The 22,489-nt window shown below is 47.6% G+C and carries 20 protein-coding genes; 9 read left to right on the top strand and 11 right to left on the bottom strand.

Annotation, left to right across the window (positions count from 1 at the left end):
* Positions 1-180: 180 nt before the first annotated feature.
* The 5 genes from gshB to PMG25_RS21685 all read right to left on the bottom strand — a co-directional run bounded on the left by gshB (position 181) and on the right by PMG25_RS21685 (position 6,222).
* Positions 181-1,152, bottom strand: coding sequence for a glutathione synthase (gene gshB / locus PMG25_RS21705; RefSeq protein ID WP_283768992.1), 972 nt, complete (start codon positions 1,150-1,152; stop codon positions 181-183).
* A gap of 42 nt (positions 1,153-1,194) precedes the next feature.
* The gene (plsY, locus tag PMG25_RS21700; RefSeq protein ID WP_283768991.1) at positions 1,195-1,881 is read right to left on the bottom strand and encodes a glycerol-3-phosphate 1-O-acyltransferase PlsY; all 687 of its coding nucleotides are present in this window, start codon (positions 1,879-1,881) and stop codon (positions 1,195-1,197) included.
* A 126-nt stretch (positions 1,882-2,007) separates the two neighbouring features.
* Positions 2,008-3,339 carry a DUF3086 domain-containing protein gene (locus tag PMG25_RS21695; RefSeq protein WP_283768990.1) on the bottom strand — a complete coding sequence of 444 codons (1,332 nt, stop codon included), beginning with the start codon at positions 3,337-3,339 and terminating at the stop codon, positions 2,008-2,010.
* Between the two features lie 28 nt (positions 3,340-3,367).
* Positions 3,368-3,772 (bottom strand): DUF3119 family protein, encoded by a 405-nt coding sequence (locus PMG25_RS21690; protein ID WP_283768989.1) that lies wholly within the window; start codon positions 3,770-3,772, stop codon positions 3,368-3,370.
* Between the two features lie 125 nt (positions 3,773-3,897).
* Entirely contained in the window at positions 3,898-6,222 is a 2,325-nt protein-coding gene (locus PMG25_RS21685) for an ATP-binding protein (protein WP_283768988.1), read from the bottom strand.
* A gap of 165 nt (positions 6,223-6,387) precedes the next feature.
* Here PMG25_RS21685 and PMG25_RS21680 point away from each other — a divergent pair, with 165 nt between their 5' ends.
* From PMG25_RS21680 to PMG25_RS21665, 4 genes are all read left to right on the top strand, one after another.
* Positions 6,388-7,893: a UbiD family decarboxylase gene (locus tag PMG25_RS21680; RefSeq protein ID WP_283768987.1), complete on the top strand. Its 1,506-nt coding sequence runs from the start codon at positions 6,388-6,390 to the stop codon at positions 7,891-7,893.
* Positions 7,894-8,110: 217 nt separating this feature from the next.
* Entirely contained in the window at positions 8,111-10,066 is a 1,956-nt protein-coding gene (locus tag PMG25_RS21675) for a mechanosensitive ion channel domain-containing protein (protein ID WP_283768986.1), read from the top strand.
* 103 nt (positions 10,067-10,169) lie between these two features.
* Entirely contained in the window at positions 10,170-11,003 is an 834-nt protein-coding gene (locus PMG25_RS21670) for a hypothetical protein (protein WP_283768985.1), read from the top strand.
* 14 nt (positions 11,004-11,017) lie between these two features.
* Entirely contained in the window at positions 11,018-11,176 is a 159-nt protein-coding gene (locus tag PMG25_RS21665) for a hypothetical protein (protein ID WP_283768984.1), read from the top strand.
* Here PMG25_RS21665 and clpP read toward each other — a convergent pair.
* The gene (gene clpP, locus PMG25_RS21660; RefSeq protein WP_283768983.1) at positions 11,173-11,781 is read right to left on the bottom strand and encodes an ATP-dependent Clp endopeptidase proteolytic subunit ClpP; all 609 of its coding nucleotides are present in this window, start codon (positions 11,779-11,781) and stop codon (positions 11,173-11,175) included. The two genes, PMG25_RS21665 and clpP, sit on opposite strands and share 4 nt — an antisense overlap.
* Before the next feature lie 153 nt (positions 11,782-11,934).
* Between clpP and PMG25_RS21655 the strand changes: the two genes are divergently transcribed.
* A complete protein-coding gene (locus PMG25_RS21655; RefSeq protein WP_283768982.1) occupies positions 11,935-16,314 on the top strand; it encodes a CHAT domain-containing protein in 4,380 nt (1,459 codons plus the stop codon).
* Between the two features lie 93 nt (positions 16,315-16,407).
* On the top strand, positions 16,408-16,962 hold the full coding sequence (locus PMG25_RS21650; RefSeq protein ID WP_283768981.1) for a zinc ribbon domain-containing protein: 555 nt from the start codon (positions 16,408-16,410) through the stop codon (positions 16,960-16,962).
* 72 nt (positions 16,963-17,034) lie between these two features.
* Here PMG25_RS21650 and PMG25_RS21645 read toward each other — a convergent pair whose 3' ends face one another.
* The 4 genes from PMG25_RS21645 to PMG25_RS21630 all read right to left on the bottom strand — a co-directional run bounded on the left by PMG25_RS21645 (position 17,035) and on the right by PMG25_RS21630 (position 19,619).
* Positions 17,035-17,469 carry a hypothetical protein gene (locus PMG25_RS21645; protein WP_283768980.1) on the bottom strand — a complete coding sequence of 145 codons (435 nt, stop codon included), beginning with the start codon at positions 17,467-17,469 and terminating at the stop codon, positions 17,035-17,037.
* 219 nt (positions 17,470-17,688) lie between these two features.
* The gene (locus PMG25_RS21640; protein ID WP_283768979.1) at positions 17,689-18,039 is read right to left on the bottom strand and encodes a phenylpyruvate tautomerase MIF-related protein; all 351 of its coding nucleotides are present in this window, start codon (positions 18,037-18,039) and stop codon (positions 17,689-17,691) included.
* A gap of 47 nt (positions 18,040-18,086) precedes the next feature.
* Positions 18,087-18,566 carry a flavin reductase family protein gene (locus PMG25_RS21635; RefSeq protein ID WP_283768978.1) on the bottom strand — a complete coding sequence of 160 codons (480 nt, stop codon included), beginning with the start codon at positions 18,564-18,566 and terminating at the stop codon, positions 18,087-18,089.
* A gap of 156 nt (positions 18,567-18,722) precedes the next feature.
* Positions 18,723-19,619, bottom strand: coding sequence for an S-methyl-5'-thioadenosine phosphorylase (locus PMG25_RS21630; protein ID WP_283768977.1), 897 nt, complete (start codon positions 19,617-19,619; stop codon positions 18,723-18,725).
* 95 nt (positions 19,620-19,714) lie between these two features.
* Between PMG25_RS21630 and PMG25_RS21625 the strand changes: the two genes are divergently transcribed.
* The 3 genes from PMG25_RS21625 to PMG25_RS21615 all read left to right on the top strand — a co-directional run bounded on the left by PMG25_RS21625 (position 19,715) and on the right by PMG25_RS21615 (position 22,311).
* The gene (locus PMG25_RS21625; RefSeq protein WP_283768976.1) at positions 19,715-20,119 is read left to right on the top strand and encodes a TMEM165/GDT1 family protein; all 405 of its coding nucleotides are present in this window, start codon (positions 19,715-19,717) and stop codon (positions 20,117-20,119) included.
* A 107-nt stretch (positions 20,120-20,226) separates the two neighbouring features.
* A complete protein-coding gene (locus tag PMG25_RS21620; protein ID WP_283768975.1) occupies positions 20,227-20,826 on the top strand; it encodes an RNA 2'-phosphotransferase in 600 nt (199 codons plus the stop codon).
* 228 nt (positions 20,827-21,054) lie between these two features.
* A complete protein-coding gene (locus tag PMG25_RS21615; protein ID WP_283768974.1) occupies positions 21,055-22,311 on the top strand; it encodes an AAA family ATPase in 1,257 nt (418 codons plus the stop codon).
* Here the strand turns inward: PMG25_RS21615 and PMG25_RS21610 are convergent.
* Positions 22,296-22,475, bottom strand: a complete 180-nt coding sequence (locus PMG25_RS21610) for a hypothetical protein (protein WP_283768973.1) — start codon at positions 22,473-22,475, stop codon at positions 22,296-22,298. The genes PMG25_RS21615 and PMG25_RS21610 overlap by 16 nt on opposite strands.
* Between the last annotated feature and the right edge of the window lie 14 nt (positions 22,476-22,489).

Genomic DNA, 22,489 nt, shown 5'->3' with positions numbered 1-22,489 from the left:
CTCTGCCCACCTTGCTACTATAATCAATTGGATTAAGGTTGAGACACGAGGATACACACACAACCTGTCTAGAATACCCGTATCTGTAGGGGCGAGCGGCCGCTCGCCCCTACAAAAATGTCTCACTGTTAATTGAATCAACTATATATTTTGATTGATTACCCGGACTTGATATCATTCTTAATTAGAATCCCTATAATCGCTCAACCAAGCGATGACTTCTTCTCCTAAACGGACGTTATTTAAGCGATCGATTTCCCGAATACCGGTGGGACTGGTGACATTAATTTCGGTCAGATAGCCGCCAATCACATCTAAGCCGACAAAATAGAGACCATTGTTGCGTAAAATCGGCGCTAAGTGGGCACAAATTTCCTGTTCTCGGTCGGTAATTTCTGTCTTTTCCACTTCGCCACCAACGGCCATATTATTGCGGAATTCTTCGGTTCTAGACACCCGGTTTACTGCGCCAATGGCTTCCCCATTCAGGACAATAATCCGTTTATCTCCCTCCTTGGCTGCGGGTAAAAACTGCTGCACCATTACCGGTAATTTCCCGTTTTGGGTACTGAGTTCGATGAGGGAATTAAAATTGCGATCGCCGCTCTCTAAAATCAGAATCCCTTCCCCCGCTTTGCCTCCCAAGGGTTTCATGATCGCTTTTCCTTGAGTTTCGACAAACTCCCGAATCATGGTTTTATCGGCTGTTACCCTAGTTTCCGGGATAAATTGGGGAAACTGGAGGGCGTACATTTTTTCATTGGCATTTCGTAACCCTTTCGGATTATTGAGAACTAATGTTTTTTGCGGGTCAACATAATCCAAAATATAGGTGGCATACAAATAGGAAATGGTCACGGGGGGATCGGTACGCATCAATACCGCGCCCATTGCTTCTAGGGGGCGAAACTCCGGTTTTCCCACTTCAAACCAGGGATTAGCCGCCACCCAATGGTCGGCTTTTAACTCGACTGGAGTTAAGTGAACGGGGGATAATTTTGCCCACGCTTGACCGGATCTGACTTCTAATTCTTGGGCTTCGGTAATCCAAACTTGGTGACCTAGTTTTTGCGCCGCTTCCATCATGGCGACGCTGGTATCATGGCAGGGGTCAAGGCGGTGAATGGGGTCGATGATAAAGGTTATATCCATGGGTTAATGGGGGAATGGGGGAATGGGGAATGGGGAATGGGGTTAGGTGGAGGGTTCGGAGGATTGGGAAGAGGTTTGGCCGATTTTGGGTTCGGTTCCGGCTAGGAGACGTTCAATATTGCTGCGGTGTCGCCAAATGACGTATAAGCCGCCCATAATGCCGAAGATTTCGTAGGCTAGGGGTTGATGGAAGGCTGCCATGAGTGCGGAAACGGCGATCGCCGCACTCATCGACCCTAATGATACAATTCGCGTGATGGCGATGACGCTGCCAAATACGGCAAAGGTGAGCAAACCGACAGGCCAATAAAGGGCTAACAATACCCCTAAACTGGTGGCGGCTGATTTTCCCCCTTTACTCAAGGATTTTCCTTCGGGTTGATTCCAGATGAGCCAAATGGATAAACTATGACCGAACAGGGCTAAAAATCCGGCTAACACCACCATGGAATCACTCTGCTCACTGAGCGGAGTCGAAGTGAGCCAATGCCATTGATAGGCAAAGCGCACCAGAAAAATCGCGGCTACTCCTTTGAGGATATCCACGAAAAGCACCGTCAAAGCCGCCCCTTTTCCCACTGTTCGCAACACATTGGTTGCTCCGGTAGAACCCGAACCGGACTCGCGGATATCAATCCCTTTAAGAGCTTGGGTTAACCAATATCCGGTGGGAATTGAACCCAACAAATAAGCCCCAATCAACAGACTAACGGCGATCGCCCCTTCCATACTTTTACCTCTCAATTCCTCTAAATTCTCAGCTCTGGCAAGCCCTCATCCCCTAACCCCTTCTCCCCACGTGAGAAGGGGGAAAGTCCCTCTCGGAGTGGGAGAGGGATTTAGGGAGAGGGCAACTTACCAATTATCAATCATCGGCGGTGCATCTGGATTGGGTGCAAACGCCAACCACAGGGGAAATTGCAACATGGACACGCTCACCTTATCCTCAGACTCATCAATAATAATCAAAGGGATTTGCTTCTGTTGGGTAATGCGCTCTGCTTTTGCCGCTAAGGGTTCCGGCGCTTCAAACATGGTAATCCCTCTCTCCGAGCTAAAATCCATGCGCGAAATGCCCAAACAATCCTGTAAACCCCGTCGCCATTCGCCTAAGCGCTCCGGAGTATTGACTAAAATCAATGGCCTAATGCGATCGCCATACAAACTATAGGTCACCGAAATCACCGCCGAGGATACCAAAATATTTTGTAGACGAGACCCCATGGTACGCACTGCACCCCGTCCCCCTTGGGTAAAAAACCACTGGGATACCCGTTCTGCGTGGATGGGTTCAAACGTGCGTCGCAATTGCCAAGCGGGGCCATAATAATCGGGACGGGTGCGATACTGATCCAACAGATGGCGAATTTTCCGCACTTGATCGGTAAACTTGGATTTAGCAAATTGGGGATTTTCCAGTTCTGGGGGGCGTTCCGGTTCTCGACGGGAACGCATCATGGGCACATCTACTGGGGTGATTGGCTCGCGATCCTCTGGCGCTAACTCTATATTTTCCGCCGCACTCGCCAAATCCTGCAAGCTACCCACCAAATAATCCTTAAATCCCTGAACCCGGATGGCGAGATCCTGGGAAACTCCAGCAAAGCTTGTCCGCATTTCCGCCCGGATGCGCTCTGCTCGTCTTTCCAGCTTTTCGATGGTTACTTCTAGCTTCTGTTTGCGATGCTCTAACTCGCTTAAACCCGCTTTTACCAATTGTCCCATCGCTGCTTGCTGGCTGTCGAGTTGCTCTTGCAAGGTTGCCGCTTCCTGTCGCAGTTGCTCCACCTGATTTTGCAGCGCTTGCTCTGTAAAGCGCAGCTCATCAATCCGCGCTTGCCATTCATCCACCTCTTCATCCCTGGGGGGTTCCGAGTCTCGATCCTCCACTCCTTCATCCCGATCTCGTCCTCCCTCTGTGGCAGCGATTTCTTCACGGGGTTCGGGATGATCGGGGGTTTTGGTATCGAGCTGAAGGGGGAGTAAGGTATCCCCGGTTTCAGGGTTAGGAGTGTCTCCGGTTGCATCTTCTGGGTTATCATCAGGGCGATCGCCACTTTCCCCCGTTTCCTCAGAAACAGGGACTTGAGAACCCTCAACCGTCACTTCAGAGGGTTCAGATTCAGGAACGGGAGTTTCAGGGGTTTCGGGATTAGAGTCCCAAGGATTCAATGGATCAGTATTCATCGGTTATTCATCAGTAAAGGCAGCAGGATTAACGAGAGCGGGGACAGCGTTCTTCCAGAGTGCGCTTGAGGGTTGAAGAGTCAAAGATAATGGGCAGAAAATGGATACTCTTGATTTCTTTGAAATAGAACAAGATGGGCAGTTTGTCCCAGAAAATTTCCCAATTTTCCCACTCTTGGTAGGGAAATTGGCGAATCAGTTTGCCTGAACGGTAGACATCTAGCGCAGTTTCGCTAAACGTGAGCCGGATCGTAGCTGTTTGTAGAGTTAAGAATAACCCAAAGAGGGCGATCGCCGCACTCAGTCCAATTTGAACGGCTCCCAGAGGAATCGACAACAGCACCAACACCAGGGGTATCCGGTAGCTGGGCTTGAGGGTAACCGTCTCTAGGGTAGGGTTTGACGTTGAAGATGAAAAAGGAGTTGAGGTCATCAGAAATTCTCAAGCGCCGATTAGGGGTCGAGATAGATGTTACCATCTACCCCTCCTATTCAAAACCGGAGTTGAGACTTTCACCCTCATCCGGCTCCTTGCCCAATCAGTCATTGTCATTGATTTTAATGTTCTTCGATTAAATTTAAAATACCCCGATCGTCAAACTCTTCAGCTAGAGCCAGGACGCGATCGCAAAATCCTTGATAATTGCTATTGAGTTTTCTGAGCAGATTTACTTCTGCTTCAATGGTTTCAAAATCGCCGATCCGAGCTGAATCGATTAACTGTTTTAATTCTGAGTTCTTAGGATAGATTAACTCTTTATTTTTAGTGTCTTCTATAGGGGCTACTTCTTGAAAAATCCAAGTCAAATGTAGATATTTTCTGACTTTATCCAATAAAATATCTACATCTACAGGTTTAGCTAAAAAATCATTACACCCAGCCATCAAACTCCGATCTTGATCCTGTGCTAAAACACTAGCAGAAGAAGCAAGAATGACCACATCTGGATCGGGAAAGTTCCGAATTTGTCGCGTCAACTCAAACCCATCTATCTCTGGCATAACTAAATCGGTAACGATCAGATCCGGTTGAAACTGATGATATTGTACAAGCCCCCCCTTGCCATTTTCCGCTTCTGCTAACTGGAATCCCAGGGGTGATAAAACCTCAACAATAATCTTTCGATTGACGACTTTATCATCAACCACTAATATCTTTTTCTGGGGTTCTCGATAACCGATGATTTTTCCACTTAGGGTTTCTGGGGCTGAAAGGGACAAATTTTGGACGATAGGCAAATCGATCGCAAAACTAAATTGACTGCCCACCCCAAGCTGACTGGTGACTTCAATTTGGCCGCCCATCATCTCTACAATTTTCCGGGTAATGGCTAATCCTAACCCAGTTCCTTGATGTTTGCGTGAATTGACTCCGACTTGTTCAAAGGGCAGAAAAATTTTATCGAGTTGTTCTGGACTCATGCCAATTCCGGTATCGCAAATGTCAAACCGAACTCGTGTTATAGAACCTTCGGCTTGATCCGTTAAGGAACAGTGGGTTACTAAAAACCTCACTTCTCCTTGGTCAGTAAACTTAGTGGCATTGCCTAAAAGATTCAGTAAGACTTGACGTAACCGTTTATCATCCACATAGACACTATCCGGTATATTAGAGTCAGTGATGCATGTTAATGCCAGTCCTTTTTGTTCCGCTTTGATGCGAATGACTTCAACCACACCACCGATCAAGGACGGTAAATGGATTTGTGTAGGGAGCAATTCCATTTTGCAAGCTTCAATTTTAGCCAGGTCGAGGATATCATTAATCAGAGTTAAAAGGTGAGAACCAGCTTGTTGAATCACGGTAATTCCCTGATAATGTCTGGGTTTGAGGTCGTCCATGCGTTGCAAAATTTGTGCATAACCCAGGATGCCATTGAGGGGAGTACGCAGTTCATGGCTCATGTTGGCCAGAAATTCGCTTTTGGCTTGGTTGGCCTTATCGGCTGCTTCCTTGGCAGTTTGTAAGTTCTGTTCGGATTGGCGTAAGGCCTTTTCGATTTTGATGCGTTCGTTAATTTCCTCCCGCAGACGAGCGGGTTCACAGACGAGGACAAAGGCGAAACTCCCGGTTAATGCCGCCACTGCGAAACTGGCTACGTGAAACCAATGGCGGAAGGGGAAGGGTTGTCGCCATCCTTGCTTGGGAATGGCTGCTAGTTGCCAGGAGCCGTTGGGTAAGGTGACGTTTAAGGTTACGGGTTCCTGCTCCCATAGGTCTGGGTTGCCGAAAAAGACTTCTCCGGCTGCACCGAGACCATCTTTTCCGCGTAAGGCATAGTCCAAGGAAGAAGGTTCTAAGAGTCCAGCGTCTTTTAATAGGCGTTCTTTGGTAATGACGACAAAGGTGAGACCCAAAAATTCACCACTATTGGGTTCCCCATCGGTGGGAGTGAGGAAGACGGGGGTGCGACTGATAAAGGCAACGCCTCCTTGGACTAAGTTAACCGGGCCGGCTACCAAGGTTTGGCGACTTTCGATCGCCTTTTGCACCATGGCTCGTTGTTCTGGAATGGTCATCAAATCGGTTCCAATCACCGATTCATTGCCTTTTAGGGGATAGTAATAACTGACAATTGTGCCTTGACTGAAGGCTACGGCACTAATTCCCTCTTTTTGAGAGACCAGGACTCTGGCAATCTCGGTAAAGTCGGCTTGGGTTAAATTGGGGTAAGTGGAGGCATAAGCAGCTAATCCTTCGGCGACAGAGAGGCGTTGATTGATCGCTCCTTCTAGGGTGGCGCGAATGGTGCTGAGTTGATCGAGAACTTGGCGATATTGTTGTTCTTCAAAGCGAGCTTGTACGGCCCGATCGCAAATTCCTGTTAAGACCAGGATAACAGCAGCAGAGGCGATCGCCGCACCACAAGGTAGAAGCTTCATGTTTCAATACAATCCTTTTATGGTTCAAATAACGGATGGTTTTAGGCTTTCGAGTCTGCCTCTATGATAGGCATGAATCCACTTTAGGACAGAAGTGCGATCGTTTTCAGGTCGCTATGAACCCATTTCCCTACATAATAAAGAAGTAACGATTTGACTCAACCCATGGCTAGAGACTTACGCGGATTTATCAATCTACTCGAAGAACGGGGACAACTGCGACGGATTAAAGCATCTGTCGATCCCGATTTAGAAATTGCTGAAATTTCTAACCGAATGCTGCAAGCGGGAGGCCCTGGGTTACTGTTTGAAAATGTGCAAGGATCGCCCTTTCCCATTGCCATTAATTTAATGGGAACCGTAGAGCGCATCTGTTGGGCGATGAATATGGATAATCCCTTAGAACTAGAAGCTCTAGGGAAAAAGTTGGGGATGTTACAACAACCCAAACCACCGAAAAAGATTTCGCAAGCCATTGATTTTGGTAAGGTTTTGTTTGATGTGGTGAAAGCTAAACCGGGGCGCGACTTTTTTCCCAATTGTCAACAGGTGGTGATCCCAGAAGAGGACTTAGATCTAAATACCTTGCCCCTGATTCGTCCCTATGCCGGAGATGCGGGAAAAATCATCACCTTGGGATTGGTGATTACTAGGGATTGTGAAACGGGAATTCCCAATGTTGGGGTGTATCGGTTACAGCTTCAATCAGCGAAAACCATGACTGTGCATTGGTTATCGGTGCGGGGAGGAGCGCGTCATCTGCGAAAAGCGGCTGAACAGGGGAAAAAGCTGGAAGTGGCGATCGCCCTCGGCGTTGATCCCCTCATCATCATGGCTGCCGCCACCCCCATCCCCGTAGACCTTTCCGAATGGTTATTTGCCGGACTCTACGGAGGTTCTGGAGTCGCCCTAGCTAAATGTAAAACCGTAGACCTCGAAGTTCCCGCAGACTCCGAATTTGTCCTCGAAGGAACCATCACCCCCGGCGAAGTCCTCCCCGATGGCCCCTTTGGCGACCATATGGGCTATTACGGCGGTGTAGAAGACTCCCCTCTGATCCGCTTCCAATGCATGACCCATCGCAAAAACCCCGTATACTTAACCACCTTCAGCGGCCGGCCGCCCAAGGAAGAAGCAATGATGGCGATCGCCCTTAACCGCATCTACACCCCTATCTTGCGCCAACAAGTCTCCGAAATCGTCGATTTCTTCCTCCCCATGGAAGCCTTAAGTTACAAAGCCGCCATTATTTCCATCGATAAAGCCTATCCCGGCCAAGCCAAACGCGCAGCCCTCGCCTTTTGGAGCGCCCTACCCCAATTCACCTACACCAAATTCGTCATTGTCGTCGATAAAGACATTAATATTCGCGATCCTCGGCAAGTCGTTTGGGCAATTTCCTCCAAAGTTGACCCCTCACGAGATGTTTTTATTCTTCCCGAAACCCCCTTTGATACCCTGGATTTTGCCAGCGAAAAAATCGGTTTAGGGGGCAGAATGGGGGTTGATGCCACCACCAAAATATACCCCGAAACAACCCATGAATGGGGAGCCGTTTTGGAATCCGATCCAGAGGTAGCCGCCAAAGTAGACCAACGCTGGCAAGAGTATGGATTAGGCAATCTTACTCTCGGCGAAGTTGACCCCAATGTGTTTGGTTACGAAATGTAATCAAATGTTAATATTCTGTCCCCAAAAGTTTTTATTCTCCCCCCACTTAAAATTCCGGTTAGCTAACAAAAATTAGAGTGGGGGTCTAGGTATTTAGGAGAAAACGAGAAAACTTAATCCTGTCCATCCTGACAAATCAAAACTTGTGGTCTAAACTATCTCTACAGCCTTATGAGTCTTCATATAGTTCAAGACCCAGGAGAAGGAGAATATAATCATGTCTAAACCCAAGCGCCGCCTACGACAGCTCGTGTTAGCTGCCATGGTTTGCACCCTCGCTAGTTGGGGAGATGTTGTACCCAGACCCATGCGCTCTGCCGCAGTTGCCCAAGAAGCAGCCACAGAAACAGCTTCTGCACCTGAAGCTAGAACCACCAAAAATCCAGAGATTCCCGTTGATGAACTCAAGCTTTTAGTTAAACCCCTAACCCTAGCTGAGTTAGAAGTGGAAGCTCAAGCTTGGCAGGGCTTGCTGCAAGACAAAGTTCGGCAAATCTCCAATCAAGAAATTGCCATTAGGCGCAAGAACCGCAAGGTTCAAGAAACAGAAGAAGCGGTGAGAAAACTGCAAGAAGCGGAGAAAACCCTAGAGGAAGCCAAACAAGCGGAAATCGAAGAAGGGGCTGGCTCTACCGCCGTGATTGAGAAAACGGAACAAGCGGAAGCCGCCTTAAGAGAGGCTCAGGAGGCTGTAGAGGCCGCAACACAAGCGGAGAGGGAGATTGAGGAGGATGAAGAGGTCAGAGCAACTCTTGAAGCGGGTATAGAAGGCGATCCAGAGGCAGAAGGAGAAGAACCCGACCCTCTGCTAGAAAATGACCTAGATACCGAAGATGCTGAAGCAGCTAAGGCAGAAGTAGAAGAAGCGGCCTCTTTACTTGCAGAGGAAACTGAAGGTGGAGACCGGGCTGAGGATGAAGCTCTGGAAGAAGAGGAGTTCGATCCAGTCACTGGCGCTCCCATAGAAGCAGAAGACACTGGAGAAGCAGAAGACACTGAAGCAAGTGCCCCTGCTGATGGACTTGCGGACACAGATGAAAGGATCGACAGACTGGTTGATGTAGAATCTCGGTTAGAACGGGCCGCAGAAGCAGAAACCGATGTGAAGCAGGAGTTGGTGATCGGAGTCACGGAACTGCAAAATGAGCAAACTGCTCTAGCAGAACGGTTTAAGGTGATTCTAGATGCCATTGATCTGCGCGGTGGAGATACAGAATCCTATCGCCAATATATCGCCGCCGTTAGTGGTATCGAAATTGATGTCACAGATACTCAAGGGTTAATGGTTCGACTCCTGAGTTGGGCCCGTTCGGAAGAAGGGGGGCTGCGCTGGGCGATAAACGTAGGAATCTTTGTGGGTATTGTCTCTGTTTCTGGGGTAGTGTCTTGGTTTGGTGGAAATGCGCTCGATGCATTGTTCGCGAGGACTTCATTTGCCTCTGAGTTATTTGAGGGCTTTATCGTCAAGACCTTCCGCCGAGGAACTATAGTGATGGGAGTTCTGATCGGATTAACTGCCCTAGGAGTGAGCCTTGGGCCTCTTCTGGCTCTTATTGGGGGTGCAAGTTTCATCCTGGCCTTCGCCCTGCAAAGCAACCTCAGTAACTTGGCCAGTGGTTTGATGCTGATGTTCTATAAACCCTTTGATGTGGGAGATGAAGTGAAGGTTGCTGGGATGTGGGCTGTAGTTGATTCCATTAGCTTGGCTAACACGACCTTCAAAGCCTTTAGTGGTGAACTGGTTGCTGTTCCCAATACTACAGTTTGGAACGACAAAATTCATAACCTCACCCATGATGAATTCCGGAAAGTTAAGCATGATATCCGGTTGAATGTGAATGAGGATCTGCCCCGTGTCAAAGAGCTATTGACAGAGGTGATGAAATCCCATCCCAAAGTTGTGCAAGACAAGTGGATTGGTACTTATATCTATTGGTATCAAGAAGATCATATTCCCATTAGTGCAAGCTGCTGGGCAACCAAGGAAGATTACTGGACGGTTTGGGAAGAGACCTTGATCATGATTCAGGAACGGTTCAAGCAAGAAGGAATTAGTGTGGCAATTCCCACTGCGGTGGAAATTGGATACGAGTTCATCCAAGACAAGACTCGCAGTCCGATCATTCCTGCTTCTCTTGGGGATAACACTCCCAGTTTTGCTAAGAATAGCTAAAGCTCAATAGACGGATTAGAACAGTTAGAGTGAGTGATAGGGTGGGCATTGCCCACCCTACAGCTTTTAATTGGCTTTTAAAAATAAATTGCAACCGAACCCCATGTTTGATCCAACTTCATCTTTATCTTTGTGGACTCAGTTTAGAGCTGCCTATCCCACAGCCAGCCTGATTTCTGAGCTACTCCAGATTCACGAGCAACAGTATGTTGTCCGAGTACAGATCGAATGCGGTAACTTAGTCCTGGCAACGGGTTTATCGGCCGATCGCCACTTGGAAAAAGCCGAAGATCGAGCCAGAGAACGGGCGATCGCCCTGTTACAGCCCCCTTCCCGGTCTGCCAGTCCTGCACCCATCGCCGTCCAACCCACTCCAGTTGAAGCTCCCGTTGAACTCACCCCCGTCCAACCCACTCCACCTCCCCAACCGAGTCCACCTAAACCCGCTCCTGCTCAACCGGAAATCAAAGCGCCTGAACCCGAACCCTGGTCACCCGTACCTCCCCTAGAGGATGATCCAGAAGATTACGCCGATCAACCTCTACCCTCTCCACCTGCACCTGAACCCGAAGAGGGAGAAGAGGGAGAAGAAGAGTTTGATTTCTCGGATATCAGTCTCAAAATCGACATGGAACTCAAGCACATTGGATGGAACAGTAAACGAGAGAGCGACTACCTCAAACGCATCTATGGCAAAAATAAGCGCATGATTCTCGGCGATGAGGAAATGAAAGAGTTTCTAGAATACCTGCAAACCTACGCGCAGACGGATGTGGAACTGAAAAAAGTGGGTTGGAGTGCTGAACAAGGGAAAGACTATCTGAAAAGCCAATATCCAGACAGTCAAGGTTCCCGCCTAATGTTGACCTGTAGTCAAATCAAGGAATTTCTCCATCATCTGCAACAAACGGGTTCGTCTGGTGACGAGTTCTTTTAGGAGAAGATGGGGAGATGGGGAGATGGGGAGATGGGGAGATGGGGGGATGGGGGGATGGCCTTTTGCCTTTTGCCTTTTGCCTATTCCCTATTCCCTATTCCCTATTCCCTATTCCCCATTCCCCATTACCCATTCCCCATTCCCCATTACCCATTCCCTATTCCCTAATCTAATTAACCACGCTGATGGGTTGACTGGCGGAGGGACGGCGATCGATCACTTGATCGATTAAGCCGTATTCGACAGACTCCTGGGCTGACATAAAGAAATCACGCTCCGTGTCTTCCTGAATGCGTTCTAAAGGCTGGCCGGTATGACTGGCTAACAACTCATTCAACCGTTGCTTATGATAGAGAATTTCCTTGGCTTGGATTTCAATATCGGCTGCTTGACCTTGGGCCCCTCCGAGGGGCTGGTGAATCATAATCCGAGAATGGGGTAAGCTCATGCGCTTGCCTTTCACCCCTGCACTGAGGAGAAAAGCGCCCATACTGGCCGCCAAACCTACACAAATGGTAGAGACATCGGGCCGGATTTGATTCATGGTATCAAAAATTCCCATACCTGCCGTGACCGATCCACCCGGTGAGTTAATGTAGAGATAGATATCTTTCTCTGGATCTTCGGCATCCAAAAACAAGAGCTGGGCTACGACCAAGTTAGCCACATCTGCATCGATCGCCTGTCCGAGAAATACTATTCTTTCCCGCAACAGTCGGGAATAGATGTCAAAGGCTCGTTCACCACGTCCAGATTGTTCAATGACGGTCGGAATCATCGTGTTCTACCTACTTTTCGTAAAGTTTTATTAATTCTTACACTTTTCTTTCCACAAGAACAGTGGTGAAGATCACATCTGATGGGAATGGGGGGATGGGGAGACTCTCCAATTACTGATTACCGATTACCGATTACCCGATAGAAAACTACCATGGCCGTATTTTTATCTCGCCTGTCTTCAGGTTCAACTCTTCTAGCTCTTAGCCTGTGTCCTTGGCTCAGTCTGGTGTGGAGCCTCAAAGCCTCAGCTCAACCGGCTCCAATTCTGGCGGCTCCTGATGGCACAGGGACGCAAGTACGGGCGATCGGTAACCAATACCAAATTACCGGCGGTCAGGTTTCTTCAGACGGGGCGAATCTCTTTCACAGCTTTTCTCAGTTTGGACTCTCTGCCGGACAAATTGCCAATTTTTTGGCCAACCCCAACCTGCAAAATATTCTGGGTCGGATTAATGGCGGCGATCCGTCCATTATCAATGGACTCCTACAAATCAGTGGGGGAAATCCGAACCTCTATCTGCTTAACCCGGCAGGTATTGTCTTTGGGCCCAATGCCAGCCTCAACGTCCCTGCTGCCTTTAATGCCAGCACTGCTACGGCCATTGGCTTTGATGGAGTGAACGGAAGTACCAACTGGTTTCAAGTCTTGGGGTCAAATGACTATAACAGCCTGGTGGGGACACCGACGACTTTTGATTTTCAGACCTCCCATCCTGGGGCAATTGTGAATTTAGGGAACTTAGAAGTTGCAGCAGGTGAGAGTTTAACCCTGATGGGGGGACAGGTAATCAATACGGGAACTCTAACCGCTCCGGGAGGCAATCTTACGGTTACTGCTATTCCGGGAGCGCAGAGGGTGAGAATTTCGCAACCGGGTCATCTGCTCAGTTTAGATTTACCCTTAAATGGTGCTTCTGAGCAAGCGATCGCCCCCAATTTAGCCACATTGCTCTCTGACTCTGGTCTCGATCATGCATCCCAACTGTATATCAACGAGCAAGGACAGGTGGTTTTAACCGGTTCAGGCATGATTGTACCCGAAACACCGGGAGTGGCGATCGTCTCCGGAACCCTCGATGTTTCCACCACCAACCCCAACAGCACCCCCAGCACCCTCAACCTTTTCGGTCAACAAGTCGGACTCGTTAACGCTCACCTCAACGCATCGAGTCCCTCCCAAGGGGGAAATATTCACATCGGGGGAGGATTTCAAGGACAAGGAGAGCTACCGAACGCCACCCATACCCTGATTGATAGCCAAAGCCTGATTCAGGCTAATAGCACCCAGCAGGGAAATGGCGGCCAAATCATCATTTGGTCAGATGAAACCACCCAATTTTACGGCACAGTCGAAGCCACCGGAGGGCCCATTTGGGGAAATGGCGGATTTGTGGAAATTTCCGGTCAAGAAACCCTAGTCTTTCAAGGAAACGTGGATGTCAGTGCGGTAGATGGAGAACCGGGAACCCTGCTCCTCGATCCCAAAAACATCACTATTTCTAATGAGCCTTCCCAACCGAATGAGATTGAAGACGAATTACCTGTTCTTCAGTTTGATTTACTGCCCGATGAAGACATTACTATCAACGCCCAAGTCTTAGAAGAACAACAAGGCAACATAGAACTACAAGCGACTAACGATATTACTATTGCTAGTGGTGTTTCTCTTGAGTTTGTGGAAGGGGACTCCATTACGTTTACGGCGGATGCGGACTCAGATAATCAGGGTTCATTTATCATGGACTCCTCCGCCACGATTACCGCTCCGGGTCGAGACCTTAATATTTCTGGAGCCACCCTGAGTCTAGGTAACTTAGATACCAGCGACGAGCAACAAGGCGGCAATATTTCCCTAACTTCTACTATCGGAAATATTACCACCGGGAATTTAGATACCTCCACCACGACGGGTGACGCAGGCTCGATTGAATTAACCACAGTTCAAGGTAATATCACTACAGGAGAACTCAATGCAAGCGCCAATACTGGAGGCGGCGACGGTGGCCAGATTCAGCTCACTATTACAGAGAGCGGGAACATTACAACGGGTGGCTCTACCAATACGAGTGCTGATAATGGAGAGGCTGGAAATATTACGTTTGCAACGGAGGAAGGGAATATTACTGTTAGTGGTCTGACTGATTCGAGTGCTGACAATGGGGAGGCCGGAAATATTACGTTTGCAACGGAGGAAGGGAATATTACTGTTAGTGGTCTGACTGATTCGAGTGCTGACAATGGGGAGGCCGGAAATATTACGTTTGCAACGGGGGAAGGAAATATTACCGTTAGTGGTCTGACTGATACAAGCGCTAATAATGGAGAGGCCGGAAATATTATCTTTGAAACGGGGGAAGGGGACATTACCGCCCAAGATGTTGACTCTAGCACCCGAAATGGAGAGGCAGGTGATATTACGCTGAGGATTCTATCAGGAAATGGGGCGATCGCCTCTGGCTCCCTAGACGCTAGTGCCCAAAATGGTACGCCTGGCACAATTACCCTCGATCCGAATCCTAACCCAACGCCCCAACCGACACCGATACCGACCCCAACCCCGATTGTTAACCCTACTCCTAATCCTAGTCCAACGCCCCAACCTACACCAACTCCTACTCCCACACCCACACCCACTCCTACTCCCACAGAAACAGAAACTCCTAATCCTACACCAACTCCCACAGAAACAGATACAGACACAGAAACAGAAACTCCCACTCCTACTCCCACTCCCACAGAAATAGAAACTCCTACACCAACTCCCACAGAAACCGAAACCGAAACCTCTAACAATAATCAACCTTCGCCAGAGTCCGATGCTAATGCCAATGATGCATCAGCATCAGATCTCGAATCTATTGCCAGTCCCCTATCGCCAAAATCCGAAACACCAACTCCATCTAATGCTTCAAATTCCATAGAATTAGGAACTGAAACGACCAGCCCATTAGAGAATTCGCCAACAAAAATTGGTCAATTCCTCGATTTCACGGGCGGACTGGAACTATCGAGTTTCCCTGGAACTCAAGATGCAGAGATTGGCACATTTCTGAATCTCGATGTGAATATATCCAGGTTAACTACGGCGTTGTCTAAGCCAAATGTCAATTCAGCAGAGGGTTCATCTGTTAATCTTCAAAATCAGCCCGATAGCCCTGTTACTTCCATCAACTATGCAAACCCGGATCGAGACTCAGGTGAAAAGACCGAAGAAACGAGGGTTGTTAATCTGGGAAACTTAATGTCTCCAGCCGAGTTTAATCTTTTAATTCAGGAACGAGAACAGAAGTTAAGCCATGAGTATGCTGATTACTTAGATTTGGATTTTCAGAGAGTTCAAGCTCATGCGGTGGGAGAGAGTCAACAGATCTTAGAGCGCATGGCACAGGAGACAGGCGTTAGAACGGCGATCGTTTATGTCGGATTTAATACGCCAGGTATGATTTCGGCTCAGAACAAGGCTGAGATAGATCGTACCTCTGAGTCAGAAGGGCGATATCTCGAATTGATGATGGTGACGGCTGAAGGTAAACCTTTTCGCAAAATTATTGCGGGGGTAACGGAGGAAGAAGTGTTGGCACAGGTGCGGGAATTAACTCTGGAAATTACCAATCCCCGCAGACGATATACGACCAGTTATTTAAGTTCGTCTCAGCAACTGTATGATTGGATTATGCGCCCCTTAGAAGAGGAATTAGAAGCGCAACAAATTGAGAATTTAGGGTTTGTGTTAACGGCCGGATTGCGATCGCTCCCGGTCGCTGCCTTACATGACCGTCAAACGTTCTTAGTCGAACAATATAGCCTCAGTATAATTCCCAGTTTTAGCCTGATTAATACCAGTCAATATCGGGTTCAAGGGAGCCAAGTTTTAGCCATGGGTGCATCTGAATTTACTCAACTTGCCCCTTTACCGGCTGTACCGATCGAAATTAACACGATTGTCGAGACTTGGACAGGAGATAAGTTTTTGAATCAAGGCTTCACCCTCGATAATTTGATGAATAGTCGTAAGCAAGAAAACTATAGCATTATTCACTTAGCAACCCATGGGGAGTTCCGTCCAGGGAGTCCAGAAAATTCTTATATTCAACTGTGGGATAGTCAGCTTACCCTCGATCAGCTCGATCAACTGAACTTAGAAAATCCCCTGGTGGAATTGTTGGTTTTAAGTGCTTGTCGCACCGCATTGGGGAATCCGGATGCCGAATTAGGATTTACCGGGTTAGCGGTTAAAGCAGGAGTTAAGTCGGCTTTGGGCAGTTTATGGTATGTCAGTGATGAAGGAACTTTGGGCTTAATGACTGAATTTTATGCCTACCTGAAACATTTCCCAATTAAGGCGCAAGCCCTGCAACAAGGTCAACGGGAGATGATTCAAGGCTTAGTGAAGATTGTAGATGGACAGTTGATTGTTCCGAGTTTAGAACAGCCGATTCCCCTACCAGAGAGTCTTCAGCATTTGGAGGATGAAGTGCTAAGTCATCCTTATTTCTGGTCTGGGTTTACCTTGGTGGGTTCGCCTTGGTAATGTCAATTAATAATGAACAATTAATAATGAACACTTACGTTCTCTAAAACTGACGTTAAACTAGATGGAGAGAAAACTTCAAGGGGAACGCAAATGACCTATATGTGTGATTTGGGTGCAGGACATCGCCTCTACTTGGATAATCAAGGGATGCAAACCCTGGTAACGGTGATTGCTAGTAGTCCAGGACAACAACAGCAATCAAGCAATAGTTGGGAAACGGGCAGTTGGAGTAGTGCGCCGGAGGTGTTTGCGACCGGTGGTGGCGTGGTGGTTAAGATTAAAACATCTGGGGGCGATCGCCTGCTTCAAGTTCAAGGAACGCAAATGGGTATGCTCAGTTCAACCGATGTTCCTTCCCAGCAACAGGCGATCGGCTTACAAACCGTTGAATCGATGCCCAATTCCCCCGAAACCATGAAACCGATGGAACCCATGAAACCCATGGAACCCATGAAAATGGGCAATATGGAAATGAGTTTTTCACCGATGGAAATGAAAATGGGCAATATGAACATGAAAATGGGATCGGCTGCCTCTTCCGAATCTTCCTCAACGACTCCTCAACGGCGCTTTTGCAGTCAATGCGGTGCAGCGATCAAAGCCGACGATCGGTTTTGTTCGAGTTGTGGGCATCGTCTGGGATAGGGCAAGCACAGATGGACGCATCCATGTAGGGGAAAAGGGTTGACTTCTTGCACCTTAGCTCTGAACTGCTCTCTACAGTCCCCAATCCGTTAAAAAGCGATCGATGCTTTCTTCGACTACACTAGGGGCTTGGTTTTCTTCCGATTGCACAGAACTATAGAGGTAGGAAAGTCCCAGTAGGGCAGGAATCAAAATTAAAATAAACGTCACACAAGCGAACAGATTACTAAGATACTGAACGTTAAGCGGTATCCAGGAGTGCCAGGCTTCAGAGTCCGGTCGTTGATGGTGTCGGCGCTCCCGTCCTGCTAAAATCACCAGATAAAACCAACGGTTAAACACGGGAAAAGAGAGCCGTAAATCTACTGGATGCATATCCCATTGGCGATCGCCCAATTGCTTCTTAATCTCCTCCAGTTGCTCTTCGCTAAAGGTGAGGGCGATATGAGTCGGCATTTTAGACAAAAAGCGGCTTAATACCGGATCAATGGGAGAAAATGGCTTCATAGCTGTAGAGGTCAAACAACAATTAATCTATCCATAGGTGTAAGGTAGATCCTACAAATGAGTTGATGTCCCTGATCCGAACTTAACAGCGCAAAGCACTGTATCTATGTCCCGTTAATGGGAAAAGAGAAGCGGGCAAGATACCCGCACTCCTTCAATCCCTTGAGGTTACTGGAGTGGGAGCGTCTCGCTCCCTAGATTTTAATTTCGGACTTCATATTAAAAAGTCCCACTATTCCAACCCCACATCTTACCCTCAGCACCGGCAAACTCAATATAAGTCCGATTCGGGGGAATGTTTAATTCATCACTAATGGCTTGGCAAAAGTCCTGACTCATACTCTTGGTTTGAGTCGCACTCATGCCCCCAACACTCTTAATCTCAATGTAACATGCCGGATCTAAGGTTCCCCCAAATGTCATCGGCACATCAGATTCAAAGGCTGTCATCACATAGGATTCTGGTTTACCCAAATGCTGGGCTAACTTAGCCGATAGCGTTGTGAGCAAAGTATCAACTTTTGGGCGATCTGGGGATGGAATAGATGTTTTAATTTTTATCAATGGCATAGTTGAAATTAACCTCCTATTGTTAAGTCTGACGATTCAGCATTCCACTAACCGCCATAATTCCAACCCGTACTTTCGAGTAAGAGTGGCTCGCCTTCTCGGTGAATTCCGGCAGCAATGACTTCTCCTACAAATACCGTATGATCGCCTTTTTCCACCGATCCGACCACCTGACATTCCACATACCCTAATGTATCGGTAATAATCGGACATCCAGTTTCACCCAGATAAAATTCTACCGATTCAAACTTATTGCCTACTCGACGTTGAGGCTTAAAAAACTGCTGGGCTAAATCCTTTTGTCCTGCTTCCAGAATACTTAAGGCAAAGACCCCACTCGATTGAATCATGGCATGGGATTGAGACTTAGTATTCACACAATTCACCACCAAAGGAGGTGCAAAAGAGGCTTGCATCACCCAACTAGCAGTAAAACCATTGACTTCTTCCCCCTCTTTTACCCCACAGATATACAGTCCATGGGGAATTTTCCGTAACATGGTTTTTTTAGCCTGTTCATCTAACACAGGAATTTCTCCGAATCTGTTGTGTACCCAAGTTAGTTTAACAAAAAATAGAGCCAGCCAAGGATAAAGAATCCTAAAGTTTGACGACTCCCGAAGATACAGCCCTTCGCAATGTACCCCAGACTAGAGACAACTGCTGTAAGCCCTTGATGGAGATCATGACTTCTGTAAATACTTATCCACCAACAACCCTAACTTTTGGCGTGTGGCTTCCGGCATAAATTCCGGTCGAGTGACAATGGCATACTTTAAGGCAGAATGGGCTTCAGAGACCGGGGGATTTTCTTGCAGCCGACGCACGGTTTCTTGTATGACTTTTTGTGCATTTTCCGCATTATGGTGTAAGTTATCCAGAATCATCTCAACGGTCACATGATCGTGATCCGGATGCCAACAATCATAATCGGTGACTAAGTTCAAACTGGCATAGGCTATTTCTGCTTCTTTGGCTAATTTTGCCTCTGGGATATTGGTCATGCCTATCACAGTTGCGCCCCAACTGCGATAGAGTTCGGATTCTGCTTGGGTGGAAAAAGCGGGGCCTTCCATGCATAAATATGTGCCCTGTTTATGTAGGGTAATATCGGGTAAGTCTAAACTTTCAATTGCGTCTGCTAAGACTTGACTCAATTGGGGGCACACGGGATGACCAAAACCAATATGGGCGACAATTCCATCACCAAAAAATGTAGAAACTCGATGTTTGGTGCGGTCAATGAATTGATGGGAGATGACTAAATCACGGGGTTTAATCTCTTCTTTTAATGAACCAACGGCAGATGCAGAGATGAGATATTCGACACCAATTTTTTTCAAGGCGTAAATATTAGCCCGAAAAGGAATCTCAGAGGGCATCAGGCGATGGCCTCGGCCGTGACGGGAGAGAAACGCGACCTGAGTGCCGCAAAGTTGACCCACAATTAGAGCATCGGACGGGGAACCAAAGGGGGTTTCAATTGGGATTTCTTGTACATCTTGCAATGCTCCCATCTGATAGAGTCCACTGCCACCAATAATACCAATTTTAGCGCGAATTTCTGTTGAGTCGGTCATAGAAAAGAAGAGTCAAGAAAGGGACTTTGACTCTACTTTATCATCAAACTTGGATCGTTTAGGCGATCGCGCTGCCCATTATGGGGTAACTTTATATGTTACTCTGTAGTTCAAGTTATGATAAGCGATCGCCAAGCGCGAAACGGAGTTTTATCGCCGTGACCCTCAATCCTCCTGATACCCTGAACAAAGAACCAGACACTGCCCCCAAAGGACGTAAACCTGCCACTCGGATTTTCTTATCTACGTTCATAACCATTTTCTTAGCTGAGATTGGGGATAAAACTCAAGTTACCACCCTGCTGATGACCGCAGAATCCCATTCTCCTTGGATTGTTTTTCTCGGTGCAGGTAGTGCTTTAGTTTTAACCAGCTTTCTCGGCGTTTGGGTGGGTCAGTGGTTAGCCTCCCATCTCACTCCCCGTCTCCTAGATACCTTGGCTGGAACCGTATTATTAGTGATTTCCGTTGCTTTACTGTGGGATATGTTGCAAATTTAATCTAAAAAGGAGGATTAACTGAAGAGGTACACCCCCAAATTGACAAGCCCATCCTGCAATTTGTATTATAGTGTAGTATATTAGGACTATCCTCTACCTTAAAATTAATGACTCCAAAACGTTTAACTCAGATCAGCAAATATCTCAGTAAACATCTTCGTCATCAACCCGAACGGATTGGATTAACCCTGGAAATGGGAGGTTGGGTGGAGGTGCATCAACTGCTCCACGCTTGTCGCAATCATCAATTTCCCATTTCTTTTCTAGAATTAGAGGAGGTCGTAAAAACGAATGATAAGAAACGATTTTCTTTTAATGAAACCCAGACCAAAATTCGTGCCAATCAAGGTCATAGCTATCCCATTGACTTACAACTAGAGCCAATCGAACCCCCACCCGTTCTTTACCATGGCACACACCAAAAAGCGATTTCATCTATCCTCAAGCAAGGACTACTTAAACAATCCAGGCATCACGTTCATTTGTCCTCAGAGATAGCAACCGCAGTCCAAGTGGGTCAACGGCGCGGTAAACCTGTCGTCTTAGAAATTGCCGCCCAAACCCTGCACCATCAAGGATATATCTTTTACCGGTCTGATAATGGGGTGTGGTTAGTCGAAGCTGTACCCCCTGAGTATCTCAAAATTATCCCCAACCCTAAGAAAGACAAGCCCAAAGAGATCGCCGTATATAGCAAACCTAAATGAGTTATGTAATGGCTACCCCTCATCCCCCAGCCCCTTCTCCCGCAGGCGCTGCCCTGCTTGCCCTGAGCGAAGTCGAAGGGAGCGAAGTCGAAGGGAGAAGGGGAGCATAAGTCCCTCTCCCAGTGGGAGAGGGATTTAGGGAGAGGGCATTTCCGGTTGCACAACTCATTTAGACTAGCTATATATAACGGCTAATTGTTGAGAAAACGCCTATTGTATCCCTAAATTATGGACTCTTTTTATTTCGATTATCCTCAAAACTATCCTAACTCTAACAACCAAGCTCAAAGTCGAGGGTTATTGAGCAGTGGCTGGCGACCCCTCAACCGTGAATTTGATTGGGAGCATTTTTCTTATTTGCTGGCCAATGATTTTTGGGAACTCAACAACAAAACGATGGGAGCCGTCAGTGACCTGGCTGATGCTCTGGGTCGGAACCAGTATGCTTGGTGGGCCAATATTTTCAACCTTTTTTCTGAAAATACTCGCTATAACCTGGAAGAATATTGGGATTATATTACGCCCCAGCCGCCGTTTCCCGACTATCGCTATAAAGATGTGCTGATGACGGAAACCCCTGTAGTACAATCGGTAAGTCGCGATCGCATTCCCATTGATTTTGTCCTCAACCGCCTACAAGAAATCACCGTCTTCAAAATCCTGGCTATCCTGGATAAACCCGACGTAATCACCCAATACTATCTCGACCGTTACTTCTACTATCCCATCAATCGCTTTAACCAAAAAACCGGCATCAACTCCTCCTCTAGCCAATCTTCCAAAGACTTTTGGGAGCGTCTAGAAATCCTAGGAACCGTCTATGCGTGCTGGGAAGAAGCCAAAGTATGGCTACAAGTCGAAAACATGGGACGGGGTAAACGGCGCTATACTCTGATTGCCAACAACATTGCCCCCCTCGTCAACAAAGCCACCTATAACCTAGCTGTCATGCTCAGTGGCTATCAAAGCCGAGTCGGACAAGTGCAAAGCCACTTTCCTATTCGCACCTTTCCCACCGATATCCAAGGATTCACTGACACGGTACAACAAAGCATCCTCGACCAACAACAACTGGCCATTCTTGTCCATGGGGAACCCGGAACCGGAAAAACCGCCTGGACGCAAGCCGTGGCCAAAGAAATCCTCATGCCCCTAGGATACGTGATTTTCATCCTCGATCATGATGCGGTGGAAAACTTTGTGCCTCCCACCTACCTGGAAAAAATTTGTCTGGTGATTAACGAAGCGGATAATCTGGCCCAAGACCGTTCTGTGACTGCCGGTCACGACCATACCAAAACTGAGCATATCTTGAGTTTATTAGATGGAACTCTCTATCAAAGTGTGATTGATGAAGACGGGATTCAACTACAACAACGGCTCGTGGTGATGATGACTTGCAACACCACAGAACGGCTCGATCGCGCTATGCTGCGTAAAGGCCGAGTCGATCTGATGCATCACTTTGCTCATCGCTTTGTGTAATCGGCATCTCCTAAAATGAGCAAAGTTGAGTACGAAAAACCATCGTTTCTGGCGATCGCGATCGCCAGATTAACTCCTTCGAGATTGAGACTTTTCCGACTGGCGTAGCCGAAAACTCGCAATCTTGTTCGTCCTTGTTCGTCACCTTGACAGGGCTGAGGCACAAGACTCCATCGAG

Source organism: Roseofilum capinflatum BLCC-M114, assembly GCF_030068505.1.
Lineage (GTDB): Bacteria > Cyanobacteriota > Cyanobacteriia > Cyanobacteriales > Desertifilaceae > Roseofilum > Roseofilum capinflatum.
This window is presented reverse-complemented; position numbering and strand designations above follow the sequence as displayed.